General features: G+C 70.3%; 19 protein-coding genes and 1 pseudogene. 4 read left to right on the top strand and 16 right to left on the bottom strand.

What is annotated here, in order from left to right; all coding sequences use genetic code 11:
• Together GAS53_RS34880 and GAS53_RS34885 are read right to left on the bottom strand one after the other, a co-directional pair.
• On the bottom strand, positions 1 to 463 hold a 463-nt coding region (locus GAS53_RS34880; protein ID WP_151481773.1), incomplete at its 3' end, for a response regulator.
• 105 nt (positions 464 to 568) lie between these two features.
• Positions 569 to 2,911: a PQQ-binding-like beta-propeller repeat protein gene (locus tag GAS53_RS34885; protein ID WP_151481774.1), complete on the bottom strand. Its 2,343-nt coding sequence runs from the start codon at positions 2,909 to 2,911 to the stop codon at positions 569 to 571.
• Between the two features lie 150 nt (positions 2,912 to 3,061).
• On the opposite strand from GAS53_RS34885, the gene GAS53_RS57740 reads away from it, so the two are divergent.
• Positions 3,062 to 3,193 carry a hypothetical protein gene (locus GAS53_RS57740; RefSeq protein ID WP_263974190.1) on the top strand — a complete coding sequence of 44 codons (132 nt, stop codon included), beginning with the start codon at positions 3,062 to 3,064 and terminating at the stop codon, positions 3,191 to 3,193.
• Positions 3,194 to 3,344: 151 nt separating this feature from the next.
• Positions 3,345 to 3,799: pseudogene (locus GAS53_RS34890) on the top strand (RpiB/LacA/LacB family sugar-phosphate isomerase).
• Positions 3,800 to 3,891: 92 nt separating this feature from the next.
• On the opposite strand, the gene GAS53_RS34895 reads toward GAS53_RS34890, so the two are convergent.
• From GAS53_RS34895 to GAS53_RS34945, 11 genes are all read right to left on the bottom strand, one after another.
• Entirely contained in the window at positions 3,892 to 4,908 is a 1,017-nt protein-coding gene (locus GAS53_RS34895; protein ID WP_151481775.1) for a lysylphosphatidylglycerol synthase transmembrane domain-containing protein, read from the bottom strand.
• A gap of 235 nt (positions 4,909 to 5,143) precedes the next feature.
• Positions 5,144 to 5,758, bottom strand: a complete 615-nt coding sequence (locus tag GAS53_RS34900) for a GTP-binding protein (protein WP_151481776.1) — start codon at positions 5,756 to 5,758, stop codon at positions 5,144 to 5,146.
• Positions 5,745 to 6,101, bottom strand: coding sequence for a DUF742 domain-containing protein (locus tag GAS53_RS34905; RefSeq protein WP_151481777.1), 357 nt, complete (start codon positions 6,099 to 6,101; stop codon positions 5,745 to 5,747). Before GAS53_RS34905 ends, GAS53_RS34900 begins: the two co-directional genes overlap by 14 nt.
• Before the next feature lies 1 nt (position 6,102).
• Positions 6,103 to 6,531: a roadblock/LC7 domain-containing protein gene (locus tag GAS53_RS34910; RefSeq protein WP_151481778.1), complete on the bottom strand. Its 429-nt coding sequence runs from the start codon at positions 6,529 to 6,531 to the stop codon at positions 6,103 to 6,105.
• An 11-nt stretch (positions 6,532 to 6,542) separates the two neighbouring features.
• A complete protein-coding gene (locus GAS53_RS34915; protein WP_151481779.1) occupies positions 6,543 to 8,993 on the bottom strand; it encodes a sensor histidine kinase in 2,451 nt (816 codons plus the stop codon).
• A 235-nt stretch (positions 8,994 to 9,228) separates the two neighbouring features.
• The gene (locus GAS53_RS34920) at positions 9,229 to 10,251 is read right to left on the bottom strand and encodes a substrate-binding domain-containing protein (RefSeq protein WP_151481780.1); all 1,023 of its coding nucleotides are present in this window, start codon (positions 10,249 to 10,251) and stop codon (positions 9,229 to 9,231) included.
• Positions 10,252 to 10,689: 438 nt separating this feature from the next.
• Positions 10,690 to 11,607: an ROK family protein gene (locus GAS53_RS34925; protein ID WP_151481846.1), complete on the bottom strand. Its 918-nt coding sequence runs from the start codon at positions 11,605 to 11,607 to the stop codon at positions 10,690 to 10,692.
• A gap of 56 nt (positions 11,608 to 11,663) precedes the next feature.
• Complete coding sequence (locus GAS53_RS34930; RefSeq protein ID WP_151481781.1) at positions 11,664 to 13,421, bottom strand: dipeptide ABC transporter ATP-binding protein; 1,758 nt, start codon at positions 13,419 to 13,421, stop codon at positions 11,664 to 11,666.
• A complete protein-coding gene (locus GAS53_RS34935; RefSeq protein ID WP_151481782.1) occupies positions 13,418 to 14,302 on the bottom strand; it encodes an ABC transporter permease in 885 nt (294 codons plus the stop codon). The genes GAS53_RS34930 and GAS53_RS34935 overlap by 4 nt, the downstream gene beginning before the upstream one ends.
• Positions 14,299 to 15,258 (bottom strand): ABC transporter permease, encoded by a 960-nt coding sequence (locus GAS53_RS34940; RefSeq protein ID WP_151481783.1) that lies wholly within the window; start codon positions 15,256 to 15,258, stop codon positions 14,299 to 14,301. The genes GAS53_RS34935 and GAS53_RS34940 overlap by 4 nt, the downstream gene beginning before the upstream one ends.
• Before the next feature lie 22 nt (positions 15,259 to 15,280).
• The gene (locus GAS53_RS34945) at positions 15,281 to 17,074 is read right to left on the bottom strand and encodes a peptide ABC transporter substrate-binding protein (RefSeq protein ID WP_151481784.1); all 1,794 of its coding nucleotides are present in this window, start codon (positions 17,072 to 17,074) and stop codon (positions 15,281 to 15,283) included.
• A 215-nt stretch (positions 17,075 to 17,289) separates the two neighbouring features.
• Here GAS53_RS34945 and GAS53_RS34950 point away from each other — a divergent pair, with 215 nt between their 5' ends.
• Both GAS53_RS34950 and GAS53_RS34955 read left to right on the top strand, forming a co-directional pair.
• Positions 17,290 to 18,492 carry an ROK family transcriptional regulator gene (locus tag GAS53_RS34950; RefSeq protein ID WP_151481785.1) on the top strand — a complete coding sequence of 401 codons (1,203 nt, stop codon included), beginning with the start codon at positions 17,290 to 17,292 and terminating at the stop codon, positions 18,490 to 18,492.
• A 32-nt stretch (positions 18,493 to 18,524) separates the two neighbouring features.
• The gene (locus tag GAS53_RS34955; protein ID WP_151481786.1) at positions 18,525 to 20,054 is read left to right on the top strand and encodes a M81 family metallopeptidase; all 1,530 of its coding nucleotides are present in this window, start codon (positions 18,525 to 18,527) and stop codon (positions 20,052 to 20,054) included.
• Between the two features lie 139 nt (positions 20,055 to 20,193).
• Here GAS53_RS34955 and GAS53_RS34960 read toward each other — a convergent pair whose 3' ends face one another.
• The 3 genes from GAS53_RS34960 to GAS53_RS34970 all read right to left on the bottom strand — a co-directional run bounded on the left by GAS53_RS34960 (position 20,194) and on the right by GAS53_RS34970 (position 22,279).
• On the bottom strand, positions 20,194 to 21,009 hold the full coding sequence (locus tag GAS53_RS34960) for an SAM-dependent methyltransferase (RefSeq protein ID WP_151481787.1): 816 nt from the start codon (positions 21,007 to 21,009) through the stop codon (positions 20,194 to 20,196).
• A 156-nt stretch (positions 21,010 to 21,165) separates the two neighbouring features.
• On the bottom strand, positions 21,166 to 21,378 hold the full coding sequence (locus GAS53_RS34965) for a DUF397 domain-containing protein (RefSeq protein ID WP_151481847.1): 213 nt from the start codon (positions 21,376 to 21,378) through the stop codon (positions 21,166 to 21,168).
• Between the two features lie 25 nt (positions 21,379 to 21,403).
• Positions 21,404 to 22,279 carry a helix-turn-helix domain-containing protein gene (locus tag GAS53_RS34970; RefSeq protein ID WP_151481788.1) on the bottom strand — a complete coding sequence of 292 codons (876 nt, stop codon included), beginning with the start codon at positions 22,277 to 22,279 and terminating at the stop codon, positions 21,404 to 21,406.
• Between the last annotated feature and the right edge of the window lie 16 nt (positions 22,280 to 22,295).

Below are 22,295 nucleotides of genomic sequence, written 5' to 3' on the forward strand. Positions count from 1 at the left end.
ACTGCTTCCGGGTCAGCGCCACGTAGCGGCCGTCGCGGTAGACCTCGCGGCGGAACGGGTCCAGCCGCAGGCCTGCGATCTCCCGCACGGGGGGCCGGCTGTGGGCGCGCCTGCGGTCGAGCGCCCTGAGCCGCATGACGAGCTCCCGGAGCTCGAAGGGTTTGGTGAGGTAGTCGTCGGCGCCGAGCTCGAACCCGGAGGCCTTGTCGTCGAGCCGGTCGGCAGCGGTGAGCATGAGTATCGGCATGCCGCTGCCGGAGGCGACGATGCGTTTGGCGATCTCGTCACCGGACGGCCCGGGGACGTCGCGGTCGAGGACGGCGATGTCGTAGGCGTTGATGCTCAGCAGTTCCAGAGCGGTGTCGCCGTCACCGGCGATGTCGGCGGCGATCGCTTCCAGGCGCAGACCATCGCGGATGGCTTCTGCCAGATAGGGCTCGTCCTCGACGATCAACACACGCATGCTCTCGATGCTAGAAGCCGGCGCATATCGTCGACATATCGAAAAGCACATACGCGCACCGGCAACACCGCGCTGCTACGGCCGGCGGCGGACGAGGGCTGATCGCTAGAGGTTCTCCACGGGCACGGTGCCGAGGGCGGGATAACTCCAGTGTTCCCTGCCTGTGGCGGGATCGACTGCGACGACCTCGGACGAATCGCCCGTCCATCTGCCGATGTACAGCACGCCGTCCGTCATCTCGAAGTCGCCGGTGTACACGACGTCACCGGCGGCCTGCGGGTGGTCGGGGCCGTACCTCGCGAGGGCTCTGCTCCATTTTTCCTTCCCGTCGGCCGCGTCCACAGCGAGCATGTCATCACCGAAGTCGACATAGACGGTGTTGTCGGCGAACACCGCGGTGCCGCCGATGCCGCGGTCGTCTGTTCCGGGGTGGATCCAGCGCTTCTTGCCCGTGGCGGCATCCACCGCGAACAGGCCACCGACATCCGGATGGTTGCGGCCCGCGGTGACATACACGGTGCCCTTGACGACCAACGGATCCGACCAGCCGCCCCCGCCACGAGTGGTGTAGCTCCAGCGCTCCTCACCTGTGGAGGCGTTCACGGCGTGCAGGATCCCAGGGCCGACGTAGATGTAGGCGGTGCCGTCGTGGACCGTGAGGCCCCGGAGGTAACCAGTGGTGGGACGGCTCCAGCGGCTCTCCCCGGTGGCGGCGTCCACCGCGTACACGGTTTCCCCGGCATCCACATCGGCGTTCCAGCCGTAGATCATCCCGTTGCCGGCCACGGAACCGGAGATACCGGGCTTGGTCCATTGCTCTTCGCCGGTGGTGACGTCCAGTGCGATCAGGTTGTCGTCGCCGTTCACGTACACCGCGTCGGCGGTGACGGCGAACACCTCCAGATCTCCCTGCTTCAGTGGGGTGCTCCAGAGCTTGTCGCCGGTTGCCGCGTCCACCGCTTCAACGAAGGCACCGTCGGAGAGGTAGAGCAACCCGTCGGAGAGAACCGCGGACGTCGGGGTAGCGGGCAGGCTCCACCGCTTGGTGCCGGTGGCCCTGTCCACTGCGGTCACCGCGGTATCGGTTCGGAGGTACACCGTGCCCCGAGGGCCTGTTCCCGAACGGCCGGCGGGGGCGCCCGAAGGGCCGGCGGTCGGGGAGGAGTTCCGTGACCGTGTGGTCGGTTCCCCCTGCGAGGACGTCACGCCGAACAGGAGTGCCGCGCCGATCGTCAGCAGGGCCACCGCCCGCACGCTCCCGCTGTGCCCGGCCGGCTTCCGGGGATGTGCCGGGGAGCGACGGACCCGACCGGCTGTCCGCTGCGCCACTGTGCCGTCGGCGGGCGCCGCCATGGAGTGCCGCTCAGGGGTCGGCGACAGCGGGAGCGGGCTGGTGGCCGGGTTGTCCGCGACTGTCCGGGACAACACCTCGCCTCGCACGACGTACTCCGCTGTCCGCACCTCGTCAGCGGCCCTCGCGCTGGTCCTTGCGACGCGGTTGTCCACGTTGCTCGCGTTGTCCGCGATGCACGCGTTGCTCACGTTGTCCAGGTTGTCCGCGGACTTTTCGTGGACAACGGACGGAGCAGGGACACGAGGAGAGGGGTCTTCGGCTCCCTCCAGGCGCTCCTGCAGCTGTTGCAGCTCGCGCGCGTTGGCGTCCAAGCCGGACGAGACGCGTTCCAGGGCGAGTTCGTACTCGTCCGCGGACGGTTCCGGGAGCGGCGCGGCCGTCTCGGTCGCCGGGGCCGGGGTGAGGGGGGCGGTCCGTAGTTCGAGTTCGGCCAGGCGGCGCTCGAGTTCTTCGGCCCGTCGGTGCGCGGCTGCGTGCAGTTGTTGCGCCTGGTCCCTTTCTGCCCGGGCCCGGGTCAACTCGGTCTCGGACCGGCTCAACTGGTCCTCGGCACGGGCCAGTTCAGCTTGGAACCGGCCCGTGCCCGAGGCGGTCGGCTGCTGCGGCAGGGCCTGGAGTTGGAGCGCTTCGATCCGCGTGTTCAGTGACTCGATCATCCACAGCAGCATCAGAACCAGGTTCTTGCTGCGGTGCAGGGCTTCTCTGGCATCCAGCAGCCCCTGACGGGCGGCGGCGAGCTCCTTGTAGGCCTGAGTCGTCTCCGCCTCGGCGGACTGACGCTGTGCCGGCACCGGGCGACCACGGCCGGCCCGGGCAGCCTCGGCACTCGCGCACAACTCCTTGGCCCGCTTCAGCGCTTTGGCACGGTGTCCGGCCGGCAGCCGGGCTTCGATGAGCTGCCGCAGCACCTCCAGGGACACATCCTTGTCCCCCTTCAGCCACAGGGCCCACTGGGACTTTCCCGCTGTGCCGGGGAACTGCTCCGACAGTTCCCGAGTGCCCAGGCCCTGGGTGAGCTGTTGCAGAAAACCGGCCAGTGCCGCGGCTTCCTCGGTGTCCGGGTTCAGTCGCCGTGGACGCCCGGGACCTGCCATCGACTCCCCCGCCCAGTGCGGACAACTCGGGTTGTCCGCACGTCACCTGGTGCTTGTCACCTCGTCGTGGCGGCCAATTTCAGCAGCTTTCACCATGGGATTCCAATCGGCCCGGACAGCCCGAGCCCGCACGACAGAAGAGAACAACGAATGCTCAAGAACAGCCGAAAGACACTGCGCCGACTGACACATGCGATGCTCTTCGCACTCGCCCGCGGAGTCGCCTACACCGCCGGCGCGGCAGCAATCACCGCTTTGCTGTGGTGGGTCCAGCGCGGGTGAGCAGTAGCCGTACGCGCACGCGGGGGGGGTGCGACCACCCCCGCGTCATACGGACCCGCGCAGCCCGTTCGTCATGCGGACCCGCGCAGCCGGTTCGTCATGCGGACCCGTGGTACTGCGTCAGCCCGGAGCGCTGAGTAGGCTCCGAGTCATGCGGATCTCCGTCTCCTCCGACATGGACGAACCCGTGGCGCGCTCCCTTCTCGCGGAGTTGCGCAGCCGTGGCCACGAGGTGGTGACGCACGGGGCGCTGAGCCCCGGGGACGACGCGCAGTGGGCTGTGTGCTCGGAGGCGGCGGCCCGCGAGGTCGCTGCCGGGAGTCGGACCAGGCGGTCGTGTGCTGCTGGACCGGCACGGGCGCGTCGATCGCCGCGAACAAGGTGGCAGGGGTGCGGGCCGCCTTGTGCACGGACGCGTACTCGGCGGAGGGCGCACGCCGCTGGAACGATGCCAATGTGCTGGCGCTCAGCCTGCGGCTGACGTCCGAGCCGCTGCTCAAGGAGATCCTCGACGCCTGGTTCGCCGCCGAGGCCAGCGAGGACGCCGAGGACCGGGAGAACGTGGCCCGCGTCGGACGGCTCGACCTCGGCAGGACCGTTCCGTAGCCGAGTCCTGCCGCGGCGGCGGTCAAGGCTCACAGCGCCGTGTACGCGGCTCAGAACACCCTGCACACGGCTCAGAGCACCTTGCCCGCGGTTCACAGCACCTTGCGATGGACCAGGGCCGAGAGGACGAGAGCGCCCGGCAGCAGCGGCACCCAGACCGTCAGGACGCGGTAGCCGATGACGGTCGCCGTGGCCAGGCCCATCGGAGCGCCGAACGCGACCATGGTGAACACCAGGGCCGCGTCCACGGGCCCGATGCCGCCGGGCGCGGGCACGGCCCCGACCGCCGTACTGGCGAGGAGCAGCGCGAGGACCACCTGTGCCCAGGACAGCGGGAGCCCGAGCGAGAACCCGACCGTGGCGATCACGCTCCCCTGCAGCAGCGGAGTCGCGGCCGACCCGCCCCAGAGGGCGAGGACCCGGGCGGGCCGGGTGTGCAGCAGCCGTACGTCGGTCAGGGCGGTGCGGACGCAGTCGAGGGCCGGGCGGCGCAGCGGACGTACGGTCGTCACGAGCAGGGCAGCCGTGCCGAACCCGAGGGTCACGGCCCCGGCGACCAGCAGCATTGTCCGTGCGTCCGGGACGAGTTCACCGAGGTGCAGCAGATCCGGGAAGGCCACCAGGAAGACCAGGAGCACCAGCGTCTTCGCGATCGGTTTGACCAGGGAGTACAGGGCGAGCGAGGCGGTGGCCCGGGACAGGGGTATGCCGCGGCCCTGCAGGAAGCGCAGGGTGACGGCGTGGGCGCCGATGCTCGCCGGGAGTACGTGGTTCGCGGCACCCGCGGCGAACTGCGACGCGAGCAGCAGTCCCGGCGGCAGCCGGTCCGGTATGGCGCCCTGCCGGACCACCGAGGCGGCCACCCAGCCCAGGCAGGTGAACAGGGCCGCGGCCAGCAGCCACCAGGGGTCTGCGGAGGCCAGCCTGGCGGCTCCGTCACGGACGGCGCGCCAGTCGACCACCGCCCACGCCCCGATCACCAGGATGGGGAGCAGGCTCAGCGCCCAGCGGGTCAGGCGCGCGGCGGAGGGGAAGCGGGCGGGGGAGGCGGCGGGGGCAGGGGGCGTGGGGAGCGCCCGGGGGACGGTGTCGAGCGGGAGCGGGGACACGGCGCACGTCGTCCTTCCGCGTCACGCCCCGCGTGGGTGCGGGGCGGACGGATACAAGGCGAGGCAGGAGGGGACGCCCGAAACGTGCCCGCCCGGTGTGACGCCGTGGTGTCCGGGAGCCGAAGGGGCGTAGGCGGGTGGGCGACACGGTCGGCCCACGTCGCCCCACGGGCAAGTCGACAAGCCGACAAGCCGCCGACGGCAGAGGCCGGCGTGCTCGGCCGGGCGGCCGTGCTCACACCCGTCGGCTCGGCCGCCCGCTCCCGTTGTTCTGCGCCGAGGTGGCGATCAACTGGTCGATCAGGGCGATCAGTACGTCCCGGCAGGACTCGCGGTCCCGGGCGTCGCACAGCAGCACGTGGGCGTGCTCCGGCAGGGCCAGGGCGTCGCGGATCTCCTCGGGGGAGTACGGGTGCTGTCCGTGGAAGCCGTTGACGCCGACGACGAACGGGATGCCGCGCCGCTCGAAGAAGTCGATGGCGGCGAAGCTGGACTCGGGCCGGCGGACGTCGATGAGGACGACGGCGCCCAGGGCGCCGATGGCCAGGTCGTTCCACATGAACCAGAACCGCTGCTGCCCGGGCGTGCCGAAGAGGTACAGCACGAGTTCCTGGCTGAGCGTGATCCGGCCGAAGTCCAGGGCCACCGTGGTGGCGTGCTTCTCCGGGATGCCGTTGAGGTCGTCGACACCCAGGCCGGCCGAGGTGAGCGGTTCCTCGGTGCGCAGCGGCACGATCTCGCTGACCGAGCCCACCATGGTCGTCTTGCCGACGCCGAATCCCCCGGCGATCAGGATCTTGACCGTGTCGGGTGCTGAGGTCCCCTGGATGACGGGGTCAGAGCCGGCCAAGGCCGTCCCTCACTTTCTGCAGCAGGTCCATGTCCGAGGTGCGGGAGATCTGGCGTGGCGCGTGGGCGGTGATCCGGCCCGCCTCCAGCAGATCGCAGAGCATGATGCAGACCACGCTCACCGGCAGATCGAGCTGCGCGGCGAGCTCGGCGACCACGACCGGCTTCGCGCACAGCCGCAGGATCCGCGCGTGCTCTGGTTGCGGCCGGGCGCCCCGGTCGGGCTGCGGGTCCACCGCGGTGACCGACGTGATGAGGGTGAAGTCGGTGCGGCTGGGCCGGGTGCGGCCGCCGGTGAGCGTGAACGGCCGTACCAGACGGCCGCTCGCCTCGCCTCCGTTCACCTCACTCGCCGTTGTCGGTGGCGGCGATGCCCGCCCGCGGTGCCGCGCTGAGGTGCTCGCCGATCTTCTTCACCAGCATGTTCATCTGGTACGCGACCACGCCCACGTCCGCGCCCTGACTGGTGAGTACGGCGAGATGGGCGCCCGGCCCGGCCGTGCTGAGTATCAGATAGCTGTTGGCCATCTCGATGAGCGCCTGGCGCACGGGTCCGCCGCGGAAGTCCATGCTGACGCCCTTGCTGAGGCTCATCAGACCGGACGCGGTCGCCGCAAGACGCTCGGCGTCATCGCGTAGGAACCCCGTGGACCTGCTGACGACCAGTCCGTCCTCGGAGAGCACGACGGCGTGGTTCACCTCGGCGACCCGGTCCACCAGTCCGGTGAGCAGCTGGTCGAGCTGGCTGTGCGTGGCGGGGATGGGGCGTGTCATTTCTCTGTCCTTCATGAGCGGTCTGCGGGCGGAGTCGAGGTGACGGATGCGGCTTCGGGTGCGTCCTCGGGTGCGGTTTCTTCCCCTTGGTCGTACGTCGTGTCCGTGTCTTTGTCACGCGCCTGGAGCGTTCCGCGCTGGAAGCCGGAGAGCGATGACGCGGCGCGCTCCGCGGTGAAGTCGTCGAAGGAGTCGTCGGCCTCGGAGGCCGGGGAGTCCTCCCGCAGTTCGGCGGCCAGGCTCGTCTGCGGCACCCGGCGCGGCAGCGGAGCGATTCCCCCGCGCCCGGCGGCGCCCGGGTCGGGGTGGGACGCGCCAGGGGCAGCGCGTGACGCGGGCGCCTCCGCCGTCCGCGCCCGGGCGGCGACGGGCTGCGCCTCCCGCGAGCGCTCGTGCGTCTGCCGGTCCGCAGCGACGGCCGGGGCGGCCGCGGTCTTCACGATCCCGACCGGCTCCTGGGCCGGGGAGCCCTCCGAGCCAACCGAACCCGCCGAGTCCGCCAACTCCCCGCCCGGGCAAGGGGATTCGAGGGGCTCGCGCACCACGATGTCGTGCGGGATCAGCACGATCGCCGTGGTCCCCCCGTACGGCGAGGAGCGCAGCGTGACGGCGATGCCGTGCCGGGTGGCGAGCCGGGCGATCACGAACATGCCGAGCCGCAGGTCGTCGGCGAGCGCCACCACGTCGAACTGCGGGGGCTGCCCCAAGTGGGCGTTGAACGCCGCGTAGTCCTCGTCGGACATGCCGAGGCCGCGGTCCTCGACCTCCACGGCCAGGCCCTTCGCCACCATCCCGGCCCGCACTCCGACCGGACTGGGCGCGGGGGAGTACACGGTCGCATTGTCGATGAGTTCGGCCAGCAGATGGATCACGTCCGCCACCGCGGGCGGGGTCAGGAACACCTCCTCCTCGGTGTGCACCTCCACCCGCTGGTACTCGGCGACCTCGCCGACGGCGCTGCGCAGGATGTCGATCAGCGCGACCGGTTCGGTCCAGCTGCGCCGCGGCTGCCCGCCGCTGATGATGACGAGGTTCTCCTCGTAGCGGCGCAACTGGCTCGCGGTGGAGTCGAGTTCGTACAGGCCCTTGAGGATGTTCGGGTCCTGGTGCTCGCGCTCCAGTGCGTCGAGCTTGCTGAGCTGCAGGTTGACCAGGTTCTGGCTCTGCCGGGCGATGCCCAGGATGACCTTCTGGAAGCCGCGTCTGGTGTCGGCGAGTTCCACCGCGGTGTGGACCGCCGTGCGCTGCGCGGTGTTGAACGCCTGTGCCACCTGGCCGAGTTCGTCCCTGCCGTAGTCCAGCGGGGGCGTCGCGGACTCCACGTCGACCTTCTCGCCGCGGTCGAGTCGCGCGACCACGTCGGGCAGCCGTTCCTCCGCCAGGCTGAGGGTGGCGATCCGCAGTCCGCGCAGCCGCCGGGACAGGGAGCGGGTGATGCGCCAGGACATGATCACGCACAGCAGCAGGGCGGCGAGTCCGCCGGCGCTCAGCGAGGCCGCCTTGACCAGTAGTTCCTGTGCCCTGTCGTCGCTGCGTTCCAGCAGTGCCGCTGTCTCCTGGCGGATCAGGTTCGTGTACTGGTCTCCGAGTTTGTCGAACGCGGTGTTCCATCGCTTCTGCGCGTCCGGCAGGACGATCTCCCGGTCATCGGTGAGGCCCTTGGCCCGGGCCGCGATCACCTGGTCCTCGACGGTCTCGAGCGCCTTCCACTCCGGCCCTTGGAGGATCCGCTCGGTCTGCGTCTTCACCGTGCCGCGCAGCGAGGGCAGGAGCTGGTCCTCGACGAGCCAGCGCCGCGTGTTGACCAGCTGCACGAAATGGGTCCACGCCTCCTCGTCGAGCTTCCCGGACGGCCAGGCCAGGTGGAGCTGGGCGTCCTCCTGGGAGACCAGCTCCGCCGCGTGCTCGAGCGCGACGAGCGGACCGGCCTGCGAGGTGAGGTTCCCGTCGTCGACCTGGGAGAGCTCCTGGAAGGCGTGTATCTGGTCGTCGATGATCGAGGTGTACTGGTCCAGAGCCTGCTCGGCGGTGATGTCGGTGGGGTTGTCCACCTGGCCCCGGTAGTACTCCAGGCTGCCCACCGAGGCGATGACCGAGTACATCCGGTCGCCGATCCGCTCGGGGGCCTGCTGGATCGCGTCGGACTGGCCGACCAGTTCGGCGACCGCCTCGTCGGTACGCTCGCGCTGCTCGTCCAGGGCGGTACGGGAGCTGTCCGGCGAGGCCAGCAGCACGGCCGACAGACTTCGCTCCTGCTGCAGCGCGAGTGTCGCGTCGGTGCCCATGGCCCCGGTCGACTCGCTCAGCCCGGTCTGGTCCCGCAGCCGCAGCCCCTCGGAGAACATCTGGATCGTCGTCACACCCCACATGGCGGCGAGGGTGACGCTGGGAACCAGCGCCAGAAGGATCAGCGAGAGACGTATGGAGCCGAGACGGCGTCGGGCACCTGTCCGTGGAGACATCGTCGTCCTAGGGCGATCAGCGGTGAGCGGAAGGGGAGTCGAGGGGAGTTGACGGGAGCGGAATGGTCAGCGGGGGCGGAAAGTGGGACGAACGCGGTGGGTGGCCGCGTGTCCGGTACGGCACAGGGGGTGCGCAGGATGCTATCCGTACAAGTGACCGTACGCACGGTGAGTACCCCAAGCTTGGCGACGCCGTTACACGACGACGGCGGATCGGGCCTCCCACAACGGCGGTTCAGCGAGTCCCGTCGGCCGCGAACCTCGCGACCGCGGCGACGTTCTCCTTGGTGACGAACGCCGGGCCGGTGAGCACGGGAGCCTCTCCGCCGCCGCTGACGTTGCCGTTGGTCTTGTAGAGCCAGATCGAGTCAACGGCGAGATATCCCTGCAGATAGGGCTGTTGGTCCACAGCGAACTGGACATCCCCGCTCCGCACGGCCTTCACCAGGTCCTTGTTGAGGTCGAAGGTGGAGACCTGGGCCTTGCTGCCCGCGTTCTTCACCGACTTCACGGCCGCGAGCGCGACCCCCGCCCCGTTGGTGACGACTTCGTCGATGGTCCGGTCCTGGCGCAGGGCGGCCGCGACGGAGTCGGTCACCGCGTCCGTGTCGGCGCCCTGCACATAGAGCATCTCGGTCTTGCCGCCGAACGCCTTCTTCACCCCGGCGCAGCGCGCCTCCAGGGCGACGTTGCCCTGCTCGTGGATGACACACAGGGTGTGCCTGGCCTTGAGATCGTCCAGTTTGTCGCCGACGGCCGTGCCCGCGACGCTCTCGTCCTGGCCGAAGTACTCCAGGAGGCCCCCGGACTTCCAGGCGTCGATACCGGAGTTGAGGCCGACCACCGGGATGCCCGCCGCCCTGGCCGCGGCGACCGCGCTCTTCATCGCCTCCGGCTTGGCCAGGGTCACCGCGATCCCGTCGACCTCGTCGGCGACCGCGTCCCGCACCAGGTCCGCCTGAGCCGAGGCATCGGGATCGCTCTCGTACGTCAACTCGATGTCGTCCTTGGCGGCCGCCGCCCGCGCGCCCTTCTGCACCAGCTCCCAGAACGCGTCGCCCGGGGCGCTGTGGGTGATCAGGGCGACCTTGAGCGGGCCGGTGCCCGCCTCGCCCGCCGGGTCCGCGTCCGCGCCGGAGTCCGACCCGCCGAAGCCGGAGCAGCCGGATGCGAGCAGGCAGACGGTGGCGAGGGCTGCGCCCAGGGTCGTGCCGCGTGCGGATCTGGCCGAAACGTGACCTGAGGGAGTCGGGTTCATGGCGGTGCGGCACCTCGCTGTGCGGCCGGGCAAGCGGATGGGAGCGTGAAGTCCGCGTGACCGCCGGCGGGGGTGTGTGCCGACTGTCTGACTTTCGCTGGCCGGAGCCAATCGTGTGTGACGCCCGGTAGTCAAGTGAGTGCCCGCATGGCCTGAGTTGTCGTTTTTGATCTTGGGGGCGGGGTGAGCGGCTGATCCCGGGGTGGGGGTGAGGGTGGTCAACCACTCCTGGCAGTGGCCGTACCAGTGCCTTCGGTACGCGGCCGGAACGGGGCTAGGGCCTGTCTGACAATTCCCGTCGTCGCCCGGAGGGCGGCCTCGCGGCGTCAGGTGCGTGCTCTCGGCGTGCCGGGCGTAGACCCTCGTACTGGACGTACTTGGGTCTGCGCCCGGTGCGGCGAGAGTGCGTGCATGGCGTCGCGGGGCAGACGGGAATTGTCAGACAGGCCCTAGGGGCTCCTGGGACTCCGTACGTGCGCGGGAGGCGGCGCCGATCGCGACGGCCGCGCTGCCGAGTCCGGTCCGTACGACGCGGACCGGGTGGCCGCTGACGGGGGGTTCGGCGGCGAGCGCGGCCAGGATCGGCGGCTCCAGGAGAGGCCAGGCACCGCTGACACCGCCGCCGATCACGAAGGTCGTGACGTCCAGCATGCCCGCCGTGATCAGGATCGCGCGGGCCACCGCCGCGCCCGCGGCCTCGTACACGGCGAGCGCGTCGGGATCGCCCAGGCCCGCCGCCTCCGCGACGGCGCCGGCGGTACGGGTCCGCCCGGTCCGTTCGCCGTACCGGGCGCCGATGGAGCGGCCGGAGGCCAGCGTCTCCAGGTGGCCGCGGCCGCCGCAGGTGCACGGCAGGTCCCCGAAGCCCGGGATGTGGCCCGTCTCGCCCGCCGCGCCGTGCGGGCCTTCGTACAGCGCGCCGTTCAGCCACAGCGCGCCGCCGACTCCGGTGCCGAGCGTCATGCCGAGGACGTGCGGCTCGCCCGCGACGGCTCCCTTGGCGACCTCGCCGCGCAGGAACGCGTTGACGTCGTTGTCGAGGAACGCCGGTACGCCGAGCGCGGCTTCCATGGTCGCCGTCACCTCGAAGCCCGCCCAGGAGCGGAACGAGTCGCTGGCCACGAGGACGCGTCCGGCGCGGGCGTCGACCACGCCCGCCGCGCCGACTCCGACCGCGCGCAGACGAGCGGGTGCGTGGGCCAGGAGGAGGTCCAGCGCGTCGAGTGCGGCACGGACCATCGCGGCACCGCCCTCCGCCGCGGGCGTGGGCACCTCCAGGCGGTCCACGACGGTGAGTTCGGGCGTGCAGAGCACCACCTGGGTGGTCGTGCCGCCGATGTCGACACCGGCGAACACCTCGGGGACAGAGGCGGGGGCGGAGACATCGGCGGGTGGGCGCGGCTGGGGTGCGGTCACGCCCGGCCCTCCGTTCCGGCGGCGGCGAGCGCGGCCTGTCGTTCCGTACGGCGCAGACGTTGAAGGACCGGGTCGGGTACGGGTACGGCGGCGATGAGCCGGCGCGTGTAGTCCGTCTCCGGGTGCGTGAGCGTGGCCGCGGTGGCGCCCTCCTCCTCGACTCGGCCCGCCCGCATGACGACGACGCGCTGCGCGAACTGCTGGACGACCGCGAGATCGTGGGAGACGAACAGGCACGCGAAGCCGAGTTCGGCCTGGAGCTCGGCGATCACGTCAAGGACGGTCTGCTGCACGCTGACGTCGAGCGCGCTCGTGGGCTCGTCGGCGACCAGCAGCCGGGGGTCGAGCACCAGCGCCCGGGCGAGGCTCACCCGCTGCCGCTGCCCGCCGGACAGTTCGCGGGGCCCTCGGTTCGCCAACTCCCTTGGCAGCCGGACGCGTTCGAGCACCTCAGCGACACGGGCCCGGCGCTCGGCCGCCGGCATCCCCCGGCGGTGGACGCGCAACGGTTCGGCCACGCACTCCGCCACGCTCATCCGCGCGTCCAGCGAGGCCACCGGGTCCTGCAACACCACGCCGACACCGGCCAGCAGGGCACGGCGCTTGCGTCCCCGGGCCCGCCCGAGACCGGTACCGAAGAGCGAGACGGAGCCGGAGGCGGGCTGTACGAGCCCGAGCGCGACCCGTGCCGCGGTCGACTTGCCGGAACCGGATTCGCCGACCAGGCCGAGGGTTTCACCGGCTCGGAGGGTGAGCGAGACGTCCTGGAGGGCTCGTACGGCCCGGGGACCACGGCCGAAGCGGACGGAGACGTCGTGCAGTTCGACCACCGGGGCTTCGGCGGGAGCGCCGGCCACGGCGGTGGTTTCCGGGACGCCGCGGCGGGACTTGGCATCGGCGGGCTGAGGCACCGTCCCGCCGGCGGCTGCGGCCAGTCGGGGCTCCGCCCCGCCACCCGCCCCCGCCACAGCCAACCGCGGCACGGCCCCCAGCAGCCGCTTCGTGTACTCGTGCGAGGGCCGCAGCAGCACCTCCTCCACCGGCCCGGTCTCCACGACCTCCCCCTCCAGCATCACCGCGACGCGGTCCGCGAAGTCCGCCACGACGCCCATGTTGTGGGTGACCAGCAGAACCCCCGTGCCGGAATCCGCCGCGAGCGCCCGCAACAGGTCCAGGATCTCGGCCTGGACCGTGACGTCGAGGGCGGTGGTGGGCTCGTCGGCGATCAGGAGGCCGGGCGCGTTCGCGATCGCCATGGCGATGACGACGCGCTGCCGCTGTCCGCCGGACAGTTGGAAGGGGTACGCGGAAGCCCGCCTCTCCGGATCGGGGATGCCGACCCGGTCCAGCAGTTCGACCGCCGAGCTCGCGGCGTCGCGTGCGGAGACCGGCCGGTGGTTCCGTACGACCTCCGCTATCTGCGCGCCGATCCGGGTCAGCGGATCGAGCGCGGTCGCGGGCTCCTGGAACACCATCGACACCGTGCGCCCCCGCAAACCCGTGAGCTCGGCCTCGGCGGCGCCGATGACGTCCGTGCCGTCGACCGAGGCACGGCCCGACGCACGCGCGTTCCCCGGCAGCAGCCCCATCGCGGCGAGCGCCACCGTCGACTTCCCGGACCCGGACTCGCCGACCAGCGCCAGCGTCTCCCCGGGACGGACATGGAGCGACACCCCGCGCACGGCGGGCACGTCACCCGACTCCGTCGAGAAGGTGACTCCCAGGTTCTCGATCTCCAGGATGTTCGCGCTCATCCCCGCCCCCTCACGTCGAACGCGTCCCGCAATCCGTCCCCGACCGCGTTGAACGCGCACACGACGAGGATGATCGCGAGGCCCGGCGGCACGATCAGCCACCAGCGCCCCGAGTACGCGGCCGTGAGCCCGGCCGACAGCATCCCGCCCCAGTCGGTCGAGGGCGGCTGGACACCCAGGCCGAGATACGACACGTACGCGACGAGCAGGATCGCGTCGGCGACCTGGAACGTCGCCGCGACCACGATCGTCGAGACCGAGTTCGGCAGGATGTGCCGGAAGATCGCCCGGCCGTGCGTACCGCCGATCGCGCGCAGCGTCAGCACGTAGTCGCGGCTCTTCAGGGTGAGTGTCTCCGCCCGTACGAGTCGCGAGGGCACCAGCCACGACACCAACCCCAGGATGAGGATCAGCCCGAGGCTGTCCGGGGTCGTGATCGCCGAGACGACGAGCAGGATGAAGAGCGCCGGGATGGCGATCCCGGCGTCCACGACGCGCATCATGACGGCGTCGACCCAGCCGCCCGCGTACCCGGCGACCGCGCCCCACAGCGTCCCGATGACCGTCGCGAGGAGACCGGCCGCGAGCCCGACGAGCAGTGACGTCTTCCCGCCGAACATCAGCCGCCCCAGCTCGTCGTGCCCGACCGCGTCGGTGCCGAGCCAGTGCGCGCCGCTCGGCGCGAGGTTCACCTGCGTGAGGTGCGTGTGGGTCTGGTCGGTCGAGTACAGCAACGGGCCGACGAAGCAGAAGAGCAGGAAGAGTACGACGACCACGAGACCGGCCACCGCGAGCCTGTTGCGCGCGAACCGCCGCACGGACAGGCGGTATCCGGTGGCCAACTCCAGCGTGGGGGCCTGGGTTTGGAGTACGGCACTCATGTCCGGCCCGCCTTCACACGAGGGTCGATGATCCGCTGGACGACGTCGGCGAGGAGCGTGCCGACGACGGTCGCGACGGAGATGACGAGCACACAGCCGAGCAGCACCGGGTAGTCCGAGGACTGCGCGGCGCTCCAGAACAGCAGCCCCATCCCCGGGTAGTTGAAGAGCTGCTCGACGACGAGCGCGCCGCCGAACAGCACAGGGACGTAGTAGCCGAGCATCGCGACGACGGGCGTGAGCGAGTTGCGGAAGACGTGCTGCCAGAGGATCGCGCGCGGCCGCGAACCGCCGGCCCGCGCGGTCCGTACGTAGTCCTCCTGGAGGTTCTCCAGCGTCGCCGCGCGCATGTACCGGCTGAACACGGCGACCATCGACGCGGCCCCCGCGACCACCGGCAGGATCAGGGCGCCCGGCTGTGCGAACACGTCCGCGAGCGTCTCGCCCTGCGGCGCCTGCGAGGGAAACCAGCGAAGCCACTGCGTGAACACGAGCACGAGCACAAGTCCCAGGAAGTACACGGGAGTTGCGTACGCGACGAAGCTGAGCGTCGTGACGACGTAGTCCACCGGCTTGTTGCGCCGCACCGCCTGCCACATGCCGAGCGGGATCGCGAGCAGCAGCCCGACGAGCGCGGACAGCACGGTCAGGACGAGCGTCTTCGGCAGCCGCTGCTCGATGAGCTGGGACACCGCCTCGTTGAGCGTGTACGAGGTGCCGAGATCGCCCTGGAGCAGCGTGCGCAGGTAGTAGACGTACTGGACGGGGAGCGAGCGGTCGAGGCCCTGATCGTGGTTGAACGCCGCGATCTGCTGGGCCGTCGCCTGCGGGCCGAGGATCCCGCGTGCGGGACCCCCGGGCAGCGCGTGCAGCAGGCAGAAGACCACGACCGTGACGATGAGGATCACCACGAGGGCCTGCAGGACCCGCCGGGTCAAGTAGAGGAAAGTCTCCATGGGTTCGGTCCTCAGCCGGTCCTCACTTGGTCCACTTCCACTGCGCCGGGTGGAAGTTGGCGAGCGAGTCCTGCGAGAAGCCGCCGAGGCCGTTCCTGACGACCGAGATCTGGTAGTCGGGTGCCGGGAGCCAGATGACCGGCAGGTCCTTCGCGACGGCCGCGCTGTAGTCCCGTACGGCCTGCGACGAGGCCGACGTCGTGGACGCGGTGATCAGCTTGTCGACCTCGGGGTTCGAGTAGTTGCCGAAGTTCGAGCCGCCCTTGGTCTGGAACAGCGAGTCGCCGGTCGGGAAGGCGTTGAAGTACCAGCTGCCGGCCGTGCCGAAGAACGACAGCTGCCACTTGCAGACGGACTGGTCCGACGTGCACTGCGGGGTCTGCGAAAGCACCGAGTTGACGGGCGCGGTCTTGATCGAGAACTTGATGCCGGTCTTCTCCAGCGAGGACTGGATCGCGCTCATCATGTTGTCGGTGACGGTCGAGCCGGACTGCGACAGCACCTGCATCTCGAACTTCGTTCCCTCGGCGACGCCTTCACCGCACTGCGAGTCGCCGGTCCCCGGTTCCGTACAGACCATGACTCCGCCCTTCTCCTGCCAACCATGGCTGGTGAGGAGGGACTTGGCCGCGGACGTCGAGAACGGGTACGGGTTGTCCTTCTGCTCCGGCGAGACGAAGTCGGACGCCTGCGCCTGCGGGACCGGGCCGTAGCCGGGCACGGCCGTGCCGTTGAAGATGACCTTCGCAAGGCTCGTCTGGTCGATCGACCGCTGGACCGCCTGACGTGCGTACAGCTGCTTGAACACGGCACCCATGGCAGGGTTGTTGAAGTTGTACGGCATGTACGTGATCGCCCAGCCGGACCACGGCTCGACCTTGTAGCCCTGTGCCGTGAACCGGTCCTTCTGGTCGAGGTCGGTCGCCTCGATGTAGCCGTAGTCGACGCTCCCGGAGCGCAGCGCGTTCTTCTCGGCGTCCGCCGTCGTGAAGGGGAGCAGGTTCACGGTGGCGATGTTCGCCTTCTCACCGCCGTCGTACTTCTTGTTGGCGGCGAGCACGACCTTGCCGGACGTGGAGAACGACTTGACCGAGTACGGTCCGCTGATGGTCTTCCACAGCGCGTCCTTGTCGTAGCCGGAGATGTTCTTCGCGGCGGTGTTGAGGTACGTCCACACTTTCTTCGCGCCCGCGGCCGTGCGGTCGGCGTCGGACACCTTGGCTGACGCGTCGGTCTTGTCCCACACGTGCTGCGGCAGTGGGGTGATCTCGCTCAGCTGGTTGGCCAGCATCCACTCGGAGTTGTAGGCCTGATCGAAGGTGATCGTGAAGTGGCGCTCGTCGACGGTCTTGAACGAGGTCCAGTTGTCCGGCGCCTTGCCGGGGTTGTAGCCCGCCCACTCCGCCTTGTTCGCCTTGATGAGGTTGAACCAGAACTCGACGTCCCGTGAGGTGATCGGCTTGCCGTCGCTCCAACTGCGGTCGCCCAGGGTGATGTCGACGCTCTTGCTGTCGGACGCGAAGTCGGCGGCGGTGGCGAGGGACGCCTGCTTGTTCCAGGCGATCTTGCCCGTGGAGCCGTCGTACGCGACGAGCCGCTCCCAGAGGCTGTCGGCGATGGACCTGTTGTTGGTGTTGAGGTGCGCCGCCGTGCCGATCGGCAGGATCCAGTTCGGGGTGAAGTTCGCGGGCAGCGCGTAGTTGATGGAGTCGCGGGACGTGGACGACGTGTCGCTCGTCCCGGAGCAGCCCGCGAGCAGCAGTGTGCCCGCCGAGACGACGGCACCGGCGACGAGCGTCGTGCGAGCAGGGGACATGGCTCTCCTCAGGGTGAACAGGGGTGCACGGCGGACAACGGCGCGTGGCGGAGCCAGTCAACGACCGGAGTGTTCGAAGAAACAGGCGGGCCGCTGTAAAAAGTCTGTTACTGCTGTTCTGGAAAAAGTCGAGTGAGGCGGATACGGGCATACGCTCGTCGCCTCGACCCCTGGATTTCCCCCGGCTTTCCTCGACCCTGGAAGTTACTTCGTCCATGTCTGAAAAAAGTGCGGTGCACCGGAGGGGTGCCACGGGCGTCTCCTCGCTGGCCGAGCGCGTTCTCGAACTCCTCGCCTCCGGGCAGGCGACCACGCGTACCGAACTCGCCGGTCTGCTCGGCGCCGCACCGTCGACGATCTCACTGACGGTCAGTCAGCTCCTGGCGCACGGCCTGGTGGCCGAGCAGGGCACGCGGTCCTCCACCGGAGGACGCCCCCGCAAGGTGCTGCGGCTCGGCGGGAGCGAGGGGTTCGCGGTCGCGGCCGACCTCGGCGGCCGGCACGCGCGCGTCGGAGTCGTACTGCCCGGCGGCGGGTCCACCGAGGTCTCCACCGTGCCGTTCGCGACGGCGGAGGGCCCCGAGACGGCACTTCCCTCACTCGCCGAGACCCTGGAAGCCCTCGCCGAGCGGCGCGGCCGGGAGCTGCTGCGCGGCGTCGGCCTGTGCCTCCCCGGCCCGGTCGATGTCGAGCCCGGCGTCGTCACGCTTCCCTCGCGCATGCCCGGCTGGAACAGATTCCCCGTCAGGGACTGGCTGGAGGACCGGTTCGGCGTACCGGCCGCGATCGAGAACGACGCCAACTGCATGGCCGTGGGCGAGCACAGCGTCCAGCCCGCCGAGCGCCGCCAGTCGATCATGGTGAAGATGGGCTCGGCCATCGGCGCCGGTGTCATCGCCGACGGGCGGCTGTACCGGGGCGCGACCGGCGCCGCCGGCGAGATCACCCACGTCCGGGTCGAGGCGGGCCACGACACCCCCTGCTCCTGCGGCAACACCGGCTGCCTGGAGACGGTCGCCTCGGGCGCCGCGCTGGTACGGATCCTGCGCGAGCGCGGCCTCGACGTCGCGTCCATCGAGGACGTCGTACGCCTCGCCTCCGACGCCGACCCGGAGGCGACACGCGCGGTCCGGCAGGCCGGCCGCTACCTCGGCATGGTCCTGTCCGCGAACGTCAACTTCTTCAACCCCGACGCCGTGTACCTCGGCGGCCTGCTCTCGACGCTCGAACCGTTCGTGGCCGCCGTACGCAGCCAGTTGTACGAGGGCTGCCACCCCCTGGTCACCAAGCACCTGGTGATCGAGCGGGCGAGCCTGGGCGCGGACGCGGGGCTGGTAGGCGCGGGCCAGTTCGCGCTCCAACGGGCCCTGGCGCATGCACTGCACGCGGCCACCGGCAGCGTCCCTGCCCACCCCTGACACCCGTCACCGTCATCATCGTGCGAGGAGCCATGCCACAATCCCGTACTCCCGTCGCCCGCCCCGTGATCGCCATCGCCGGGCTCGGCATCGAGTCGTCGACCTTCTCGCCGGCACGGACCGAGGCGCCCGCCTTCCACCCGCAGCGTGGCGCGGACGTCCTGACGCGCTATCAGTTCCTCGCGCCCGGCACACCGTTGGGAGCCGCCGCGGACTGGCGCGGCGCGCTGGTCGGCAAGGCGCTGCCCGGCGGCACGGTGACGGCAGCCGCGTACGCCGAACTCTCCGATGAACTCATCGCCCGTCTCGCGGAGTTGGGACACCTCGACGGCCTGTGGTTCGACATCCACGGCGCCATGACGGTGGAGGGCGTCGACGACGCCGAGGCGGAGCTGCTGGCCCACATCCGCGAGACGATCGGCCCGGACGTGATCGTGTCCACCTCGATGGACCTGCACGGCAACGTCTCGCGCGAACTCGCCCACCTGAGCGACCTGATCACCTGCTACCGCATGGCCCCGCACGAGGACGCCATGGAGACGAAGGAGCGGGCGGCCCGCAACCTCGTGGACCTCCTGACGACCGGCGCACCCCGCCCGGTCAAGGCCTGGATCCCGGTACCCGTACTCCTCGCGGGCGAGCAGACCTCGACGCGCATCGAACCCGCGAAGAGCGTGTACGCGGCCGTCGACGAGGTGGAGGCGACCGAGGGTGTGACGGACGCGGCGATCTGGGTCGGGTACGCGTGGGCGGACGAGCCGCGCAACCGGGCCGCGGTCGTGGTCACGGGCCAGTCCGAGGCCGCCGTCACCGCGGGCGCGGAACGCCTGGCACGCGGCTTCTGGGAGGCACGGCACGACTTCGACTTCGTCGCCCCGACGGACTCACTGGACGGATGCCTGGACGAGGCCCTGGCCTCCTCCGAGGCGAACCGGCCCTACTTCATCAGCGACACCGGCGACAACCCGACGGCGGGCGGCGCGGGCGACGTCACCTGGGGACTCGAACGAGTGCTGTCCCGACCGGAGTTCAAGGACCTGACCGGCCCCACGGTCATCTACGCCTCGCTCCCGGGCCCGGCCGCGGTGGCGGAGGCGGTGCGGGCGGGCGTGGGCGCGACCGTCACGGTCACGGCGGGCGCGGAGATCGACGACCGGCACGCCGGTCCGCTCACCATGACGGGCGTGGTCCACGCGATCCGCCACGGCGACCCGCACGCGGAGACGGAGGCGGTACTGCGGGTCGGCAGCGTGTACGTGATCCTCACCGCGCTCCGCAAGCCGTACCACCACGAACACGACTTCACCGACCTGGAGTTGACCCCCCGCACAGCCGACATCGTCATCGTCAAGATCGGCTACCTGGAGCCCGAACTCTTCGCCATGGCGACCGCCTGGAAGATGGCCCTCACCCCGGGCGGCGTCGACCAGAACCTCGTCCGCCTGGGCCATCACCGCATCCGCCGCCCGATGTTCCCGTTCGACCACGAGATGCAGCCCCCGGACCTGACGGCCCGAATAATCACGCCGTCGAACGCCCCACTAGCCGCAGAAGACGAGTAACCCGCGCCCCGTAAGGGGCGCGGGGAACTGCGCGACCAGCCCCCACCGGCCCGCAGGGAACGATCAGCCCCCACCGGCCCGCAGGGAACGACCAACCCCCACCGGGCCGCAGGCAAATCACCAGGCACCCAGCGGAGCGCTACGGCTTGCGGGCCACCGCCCCGTACATCGCGATGTCCTCGTCCCGAATACCCTCACCACTGGTCGCGTCCGGGTGCCACTTGTGGACCTGGACGATGCCGGGCTCGACGAGTTCGAGGCCCTCGAAGAACTCGTGGGCCTCGTCGATCGTGCGCAGGCGCATCGGCATGTTGCGGGCCGCGTACTCGCGGGCGACTCGGCCCACATCCTCCGGCGCGAACTCGGCGGTGCCGATGGACATCGCGAGGTAGCTGCCGGAGGGGAGGGGCTCCAGGAGGCGGCGGACGATGCCGACCGCGTCGTCCTCGTCGAGCACGAAGTGGACGATCGCGATCACGGTCAGCGCGACCGGCTTGCCCAGGTCGAGGGTCTCGCGGAACTCGGGGGAGTCGAGGATGGCCTCCGGGTGCTGGAAGTCGGCCTCGATGTACGCCGTCCTCCCCTCGGGCGTGCTGGCCAGCAGACCCTGGGAGAGGGTGAGGACGATCGGGTCGTTGTCGACGTAGACGACCCGTGACTCGGGGGCCACCGACTGGGCGATCTCGTGCAGGTTGGGGGAGGTGGGGATACCCGTGCCGATGTCGAGGAACTGGCGTATGCCCGCCTCCTTCGCCAGATAGGCCACCGCGCGGTTCATCCAGTCGCGGTTGGCCTTCATGTGGATCGGCAGGGCGGGCCACTCCCGCGACATGGCGTCGCCCGCCTCCTTGTCGGCGGGGTAGTAGTCCTTACCGCCCAGGATGTAGTCGTAGATGCGTGCCGAGTGGGCGTTCTCGGTGTCGATTCGGTCGGCCGGCCATCCGTTGTCGGGCAAGGTCGCCCCTCCCATCAAGTCGTCGGTTCAGAGTCAACGCTCAGGAAAATCAAGGGTGTTCAGAGAAGCAGGAGTGATCAGGAAAGCAGCAGTGATCAGGAAAGCAGGGGTGTCGCGGAACGGGAACAGCGGGTGCCTCGGCGGACCGCGGTCGCCTCAGAGCAGGAAGTCGGCGTCACCCGCCTTCACGCCCGCCAGGAAGCTCGTCATCTCGCGGGGAGTGAAAACCAGCGCGGGTCCGTCGGGATCGGTCGACTGGCGCAGCGCGACCCGGCCGTCGCCGAGTTTCTTCGCCTCGATGCAGGCGCCGCCCGCGTCGTCGCTCCACGGCTTGTGCCAGCCGCGCGCGCCGAGTTCCCGGGACGGCATTCCGTTGCGTATGTGGTGGTGCACGTCAGAGCTCCTTGCGTATCGCACCGAGGAGAGCCTCGGTCTTTCTGGCGGGCGCCGACTGGGCGCCCAGCCGGTCCAGGGCCTCGCGATAGACCACGACATCGTCGTCCTTGTCCAGATAGACAGCGCCCACCATGCCGCTGAGGTAGACGATGTCCGGCAGTTCGCGCGCCCGGAACCGGAACAGGTGGAAAGCGCCGGCCCGCATGGCCGGGTGCGGGCCGTTCTTGAACGGCATGATCTGCAAGGTCACTTGGGGCAGTGAGTTGACCTCGATCAGATGGTCGATCTGGGCGCGCATCACCTCGGGCCCGCCGACCGGCCACCGCAGCACCGTCTCGTCCATCACGATCCACACACGCGGCGGCGAGGGGCGGGACAGCAGTTCCTGGCGTCGCATACGCAGCGCGACCCTGCGCTCCGTCGCCTCGGCCGAGGCGTGCGGATTGCCGGCGCCCAGCAGGGCGCGCGCGTACTCCTCGGTCTGTAGCAGACCGTGCACGAACTGCGCCTCGTACGCGCGGATCTGCAGGGCCGCCTGCTCCAGGCTCAGATACGCGGAGAACCAGTCCGGCAGTACGTCACGGTACGTGTGCCACCAGCCACGCTTGTTGGCCTCGCGGACCGACTTCAGGAAGGTGTCGATCTCCTGCTGGTCCGTCACGCCGTAGATCTGGAGCAGCTTCTCGGCGTCCGCGAGCCGGAGCCGGGCCACCTTGGCCGCTTCCATGCGGCGGATCGTGGAGTGGCTGACCCCGATCGCCGCGCCCGCCTGCTCGTACGTCAGCCCGGCCCGGGTGCGCAGCTCCTCGAGCTGCCTGCCGAGGATCATGCGCAGGACAGTGGGCGCGCCGCCCCAGTCGGTCTCCGCGGTCACGCCTTACCCCCTCACA

This window comes from Streptomyces albicerus, from assembly GCF_008905045.1.
In the GTDB taxonomy this organism is placed as follows: Bacteria; Actinomycetota; Actinomycetes; order Streptomycetales; family Streptomycetaceae; genus Streptomyces; species Streptomyces albicerus.

Coding starts and splice junctions, on each gene's coding strand:
- GAS53_RS34885 (WP_151481774.1), bottom strand. CDS start 2,911: ATGGCAGGTCCCGGGCGTCCACGGCGACTGAACCCGGACACCGAGGAA.
- GAS53_RS57740 (WP_263974190.1), top strand. CDS start 3,062: ATGCTCAAGAACAGCCGAAAGACACTGCGCCGACTGACACATGCGATG.
- GAS53_RS34910 (WP_151481778.1), bottom strand. CDS start 6,531: ATGACACGCCCCATCCCCGCCACGCACAGCCAGCTCGACCAGCTGCTC.
- GAS53_RS34915 (WP_151481779.1), bottom strand. CDS start 8,993: ATGTCTCCACGGACAGGTGCCCGACGCCGTCTCGGCTCCATACGTCTC.
- GAS53_RS34920 (WP_151481780.1), bottom strand. CDS start 10,251: ATGAACCCGACTCCCTCAGGTCACGTTTCGGCCAGATCCGCACGCGGC.
- GAS53_RS34930 (WP_151481781.1), bottom strand. CDS start 13,421: ATGAGCGCGAACATCCTGGAGATCGAGAACCTGGGAGTCACCTTCTCG.
- GAS53_RS34935 (WP_151481782.1), bottom strand. CDS start 14,302: ATGAGTGCCGTACTCCAAACCCAGGCCCCCACGCTGGAGTTGGCCACC.
- GAS53_RS34940 (WP_151481783.1), bottom strand. CDS start 15,258: ATGGAGACTTTCCTCTACTTGACCCGGCGGGTCCTGCAGGCCCTCGTG.
- GAS53_RS34945 (WP_151481784.1), bottom strand. CDS start 17,074: ATGTCCCCTGCTCGCACGACGCTCGTCGCCGGTGCCGTCGTCTCGGCG.
- GAS53_RS34950 (WP_151481785.1), top strand. CDS start 17,290: ATGTCTGAAAAAAGTGCGGTGCACCGGAGGGGTGCCACGGGCGTCTCC.
- GAS53_RS34955 (WP_151481786.1), top strand. CDS start 18,525: ATGCCACAATCCCGTACTCCCGTCGCCCGCCCCGTGATCGCCATCGCC.
- GAS53_RS34965 (WP_151481847.1), bottom strand. CDS start 21,378: ATGCCGTCCCGGGAACTCGGCGCGCGCGGCTGGCACAAGCCGTGGAGC.